This is a genomic window from Blautia sp. AF19-10LB (assembly GCF_003461245.1).
Taxonomy (GTDB): domain Bacteria; phylum Bacillota; class Clostridia; order Lachnospirales; family Lachnospiraceae; genus Blautia_A; species Blautia_A intestinihominis.
The window spans coordinates 124,125-129,160 of record NZ_QTWS01000007.1 but is presented as its reverse complement, the minus strand read 5'-3'; the positions used below and the strand labels follow the sequence as shown (position 1 = coordinate 129,160).

The following is a 5,036-nucleotide window of genomic DNA, read 5'->3' as shown; positions in this document are numbered from 1 at the left end:
CATTGAGCAAGAAGCCCCCACTTCAAAATCAAAGATTTAAGTGGTGGGAGCATGTCACCCAAATAAACTGCGGAGCAGTTATTTGGTTATGAGCAGGTAGCAAAGCGGATATTCGCAATCCGCGCCGCTGTTCTTTACGCAAAATAAGTTTCATGGTATCATTACGGTGAAAATGATGATACTGTGGAACTTTTTTTGTATTACGGAGGGTAAAACGATAGATACGATAACATATGAACTGATCCGTTCAGACCGTAAAACCATATCTTTGCAGGTAAAACCAGATGGCAGAGTGATCGTGCGTGCGCCGCAGCGACTGGCGAAATACAGGGTTGTCAGATTTGTAAAAGATCACGAAGACTGGATCCTGAAGCAGCAGAAAAAGCTTGAAGATTACCGGGAGACTCGTCATGTGATCACAGATGAAGAACGAAGAGACGGTGTTCAGAAAGCCCTTAAAATATTCCCGGAAAGAACGGCATATTTTGCGGCACGGATGGGAGTAAACTATGGCAGAATCACGATCCGAGAGCAGAAAACCCGGTGGGGAAGCTGCAGTTCGGCCGGAAATCTGAACTTTAACTGGAGACTGGTCCTGATGCCGCCGGAGATTCTGGATTATGTGGTGGTTCATGAACTGGCACACCGAAAAGAGATGAACCATTCTTCGAAGTTCTGGGCGATTGTGGAGCAGGAAATGCCGGATTATCAGGAGCGGAAGCAGAGACTGAAAGAACTGGGAGGACAGTTCATATAAAATAGTACAGGGAGGAAACGAAACATATGGATTTAATGAAATATTTCAGCTGGTATCTGATAACGATAAATATAGTGGCATTCATGATGTATGGAATTGACAAGGAAAAAGCCAAACGTGGGGCATGGAGAATCCCGGAAAGTACTCTGATCGGGGTTGCGCTTCTGGGTGGAAGTTTTGGTGCGTGGGCAGGAATGAAAACCTTTCATCATAAGACAAGAAAGAAGAAATTTTCTGTAGGAGTACCTCTGATCCTTGTTGTAGAATATGGACTGCTCGCATGGCTTATGGCAGGAGTTAAATGAACAGAAACTGTGGATAGAAACGGAGGAAAAACGATGGCAGGAACGATCATCTGTTATGGAGATTCCAATACATACGGCTATGATCCGTGTACATTGATGGGGGACCAGTATCCAGAACAAAACCGCTGGACAGGTATCCTGGAGAGCGAAACGAAGTGGAAGATCGAGAATCACGGCATCTGTGGAAGGTGTATTCCGCACACAGGAAGCCAGATCCGTTTTGCCTGCGAACAGTTAAAGGACTGGCAGGATAAGGATGCTCCCGTATGGATGTGGATCATGCTTGGAACGAACGATCTTCTGCAGGAACAGCAGTTTACAGCGAAAGATACGGCACAGAGAATGGAGACTTTTCTGAAAAAACTCATGGCAGAACCGGCGGTTTCCAGTGGAAAGATCACACTCTATTTGATTGCACCAGCCCGGATGGAATACGGTGCCTGGGTAGATGAAGAACGGCTGTATCAGGAATCAAGACAACTTGGCGAAGAATACAAAAAAGTCGCAGAACGCCTGGGAATCGGCTTTACGGACGCTGGTAAATGGGACATCCCAGTCGTATACGATGGAGTACATTTTTCAGAAAAAGGACATCATATATTTGCACAGAACATACAGGAGGAAATTACATGGTTAAAGTAGATCTGATCACAGGATTTCTCGGATCAGGAAAGACAACTTTCATAAAAAAATATGCCCGTTATCTGATGGATCAGGGTTACAATATCGGAATTCTGGAGAATGATTTCGGCGCGGTAAATGTAGATATGATGCTGCTTCGGGAGCTGGAAAGCGAACAGTGTGAGCTTGAAATGGTAGCCGGAGGATGCGACAAAGACTGCCACAGAAGACGTTTCAAGACCAAGCTGATCGCGATGGGAATGTGCGGATATGACCGCGTTCTGATCGAGCCGTCAGGGATTTTTGATATGGATGAGTTTTTTGATGCACTGCACGAAGAACCGTTGGATCGCTGGTATCAGATCGGAAATGTGATCGCTGTTGTTGATGTGGGACTGGATAAAAAAATGTCAGAGGAGGCAGATTATATCCTGGCTTCCGAGGTCGCAGATGCAGGCTGTATTGTCCTCAGCAAGACACAGGAGGCTTCTGGAGAAACGATCCAGAACACGATCGATCACCTGAACCGCGCACTGGAAACGGTACACTGCAAGCGAAGACTGAAGGAAGATGAGATCATAAAAAAAGACTGGAAACAGTTTGAAAATGAAGATTTTGAGCGCATCATGAACAGCGGATACATTGCTGAAGATTACGAGAAAATGAACCTGGATGATGACGATGTTTTTCAGTCTAAGTATTTCATGGATCTGGAAATCTCAAAAGAAGATCTGCGCGAAGCAGCGCAGAAAATTATGGAAGATCCTGCCTGTGGCTCTGTTTTTCGTATCAAGGGATTTACACAGGAAACAGATGGATCGTGGACAGAATTGAATGCCACACATCACGAGATCACCCTGCGTCCGATCGAAGCTGGACAGAAAGTTATCATCGTGATCGGGGAACATCTGGAGGAAGAAGAAATCAGAAAATATCTGGAACCAGATAAAAAGTAACTCTTGCGAAGACGAAGGAAGATATTATATATTTGGATATAGAGGGCAAATATATACAGATGGAGGAAGAGAAAAGATGGCAGTTGATACCAGGATTTTATTCACAGACCTGGATGGAACTTTGTTGAATGACAAGAAGGAGATCACCCCGGGAAACAGGGCAGCAGTGGACGAGGCACTGGCAAAAGGACACAAGATCGTTGTGACAACAGGACGTGCTCTTGCCAGCGGACTGCAGATTGCAGAACGCGTCGGACTGACAGGAGAGGGCTGTTATGTAATCGCTTTTAACGGCGGACAGATTTACGATCCTTACCACAGAGAAACAATTCATGGTGTAACTTTTTCACAGGATACAGCAGTTGAGATTTTTGAGAAAGCAGTAGAAAGAAATCTGTATATGCAGGCATATTCAGATGAAGCGATTCTGACGGTAGAGAACAATGAACTGCTTCAGCAATACGCGAAAGTACAGAACTTACCATATAAAATCGTAAAAAACGCAAAGGATGCAATTATTCAGGATCCATATAAACTTCTGGCAATTGACAATGACAGAAGCAAAAGTGAAGCATTCCAGAAAGAAGTTCTTTCTAAATATTCCGATACCGTGAGAAGCTTTTTCTCAAATGCAACTTATCTTGAGATCGTGCCAAAGGCTGTCTCCAAGGGGGAAGCAGTTCGCTGGATGTGCGATCATCTGGGAATCCCGATCGAGAATTCCGTATCTGCAGGAGATGCACAGAATGATATCGAAATGCTTCAGGCAGCCCATGTTGGCGCAGTAATGTGCAACGCATTTCCGGGAATCCAGGAATACGGCGATTATGTGACGGAGCACGACAACAATCACGACGGAGTTGCCGAGATCATCCGTAAATTTATTCTGTAAATAAGATTACCATAAATTCCACAAAGGTCTTCTGAACAGGAATGTTCCGGGGACCTTTTTAATATTTATCGTTACTGTGAACAGGAATTATTTATTCTCTAAAGGGATATATCGGAAATCCGGCAAAAACAAGTGACTTTACAAATGAATGCGAGTATAATAAAATTGTTTAATTACTGTTCACAGGTAATATTCCGCGAGGTGTTTTGCCATAAATATGGCAAAATCCCGAGACATACGGGGCAAAATGCTATCACCGAAGGTGATGTGGAATGCATTTTGACCAAGTTACTGTAAATGGAGTGAACAGTAACTTTATCTATGCCTGAATTGCAGGCATTATGCTTGAGCAAAAGGAGAAATAGATGAGTAATACATTTGATTTTAACTTTTATAAAGGAAAGAAAGTTCTTGTAACCGGACACACTGGTTTCAAGGGCTCCTGGCTCTGCCGTTGGCTTCTGAACCTGGGAGCAGAGGTTACAGGCTATGCGCTGGAATCACCGACAGAACCGGATCTGTTTCATCTTCTGGATATAGAATCCAGGATGCGTTCTGTCACAGGAGATATCCGCGACTTGGAGAAACTGCATCAGGTTTTTGCAGAGGCACAGCCGGAGATCGTACTGCATCTGGCGGCACAGCCGATCGTGAGAGAATCCTACAAAAATCCTGTTTATACGTATGAGACAAATGTCATGGGAACGGTCAACATTCTGGAAGCAGTGAGACAGTGCAGGAGCGTAAAATCTTTCCTGAACGTGACGACAGATAAGGTATACCGAAATAATGAGTGGGAGTGGGGCTACCGCGAAACAGATGAACTGGACGGTTATGATCCGTATTCTAACAGCAAATCCTGCTCCGAATTGGTAACGCACAGCTATGAGAAATCTTTTCTCAATGAGCTCGGGATCGCAGTGTCCACAGCACGTGCCGGCAATGTGATCGGTGGTGGTGATTTTGCGGCAGATCGTATTGTTCCGGACTGCGTAAGAGCAGTTTCAAAGGGACGGAAGATTGCCGTTCGGAATCCACATTCCACCCGCCCATACCAGCATGTACTGGAGCCGCTGGGCGCATACCTGATGCTCGCCGGAAGCCAGTACGAAGATGCATCAAAAGCAGGAGCTTACAATGTAGGACCTGGCGATGACGACTGTATCACAACAGGCGAACTGGCAGATCTTTTCTGCGCATCCTGGGGTGACGAGGCTGCCTGGGAGAATCTCTATCAGGGAGGTCCTCACGAGGCGAACTTCCTGAAACTTGACTGCTCCAAAATCCGCAGTACCTTCGGATGGAAACCGCACTGGCAGGTAAAAGAAGCAATCGCCCATACCGTAGAATGGTATCAGGCATGGCTTGACGGAGCGGATATGGCTGCATTTACAGATCGTCAGATCAGGGAATATCTTGTGCCACTGTTCACAGATAATATCCCGCGAGGTGTTTTGCCATGAAGATGGCAAAATCCCGAGACATACGGGGCAAAATGCCATCAC

General features: G+C 45.4%; 6 protein-coding genes. All 6 read left to right on the top strand.

The window, feature by feature from the left end; genetic code table 11:
• The first annotated feature begins 172 nt into the window (after positions 1 to 172).
• The 6 genes from DWX28_RS06460 to rfbG all read left to right on the top strand — a co-directional run bounded on the left by DWX28_RS06460 (position 173) and on the right by rfbG (position 4,994).
• Complete coding sequence (locus DWX28_RS06460; RefSeq protein ID WP_330417631.1) at positions 173 to 757, top strand: M48 family metallopeptidase; 585 nt, start codon at positions 173 to 175, stop codon at positions 755 to 757.
• A gap of 26 nt (positions 758 to 783) precedes the next feature.
• Positions 784 to 1,062, top strand: coding sequence for a DUF1294 domain-containing protein (locus DWX28_RS06455; protein WP_319638501.1), 279 nt, complete (start codon positions 784 to 786; stop codon positions 1,060 to 1,062).
• A gap of 33 nt (positions 1,063 to 1,095) precedes the next feature.
• A complete protein-coding gene (locus DWX28_RS06450; RefSeq protein ID WP_022214421.1) occupies positions 1,096 to 1,704 on the top strand; it encodes a GDSL-type esterase/lipase family protein in 609 nt (202 codons plus the stop codon).
• Positions 1,692 to 2,639: a GTP-binding protein gene (locus DWX28_RS06445; protein WP_118252195.1), complete on the top strand. Its 948-nt coding sequence runs from the start codon at positions 1,692 to 1,694 to the stop codon at positions 2,637 to 2,639. The genes DWX28_RS06450 and DWX28_RS06445 overlap by 13 nt, the downstream gene beginning before the upstream one ends.
• 76 nt (positions 2,640 to 2,715) lie before the next feature.
• Entirely contained in the window at positions 2,716 to 3,531 is an 816-nt protein-coding gene (locus DWX28_RS06440) for a Cof-type HAD-IIB family hydrolase (RefSeq protein ID WP_022214423.1), read from the top strand.
• Between the two features lie 365 nt (positions 3,532 to 3,896).
• Positions 3,897 to 4,994, top strand: coding sequence for a CDP-glucose 4,6-dehydratase (gene rfbG / locus DWX28_RS06435; RefSeq protein WP_118252194.1), 1,098 nt, complete (start codon positions 3,897 to 3,899; stop codon positions 4,992 to 4,994).
• The last annotated feature ends 42 nt before the right edge of the window (positions 4,995 to 5,036 follow it).

Bases quoted from the DNA above. Each gene is read 5' to 3' on its own strand.
- DWX28_RS06445 (WP_118252195.1), top strand. From the start codon at position 1,692: ATGGTTAAAGTAGATCTGATCACAGGATTTCTCGGATCAGGAAAGACA.
- DWX28_RS06455 (WP_319638501.1), top strand. From the start codon at position 784: ATGGATTTAATGAAATATTTCAGCTGGTATCTGATAACGATAAATATA.
- rfbG (WP_118252194.1), top strand. From the start codon at position 3,897: ATGAGTAATACATTTGATTTTAACTTTTATAAAGGAAAGAAAGTTCTT.
- DWX28_RS06450 (WP_022214421.1), top strand. From the start codon at position 1,096: ATGGCAGGAACGATCATCTGTTATGGAGATTCCAATACATACGGCTAT.
- DWX28_RS06440 (WP_022214423.1), top strand. From the start codon at position 2,716: ATGGCAGTTGATACCAGGATTTTATTCACAGACCTGGATGGAACTTTG.
- DWX28_RS06460 (WP_330417631.1), top strand. From the start codon at position 173: ATGATGATACTGTGGAACTTTTTTTGTATTACGGAGGGTAAAACGATA.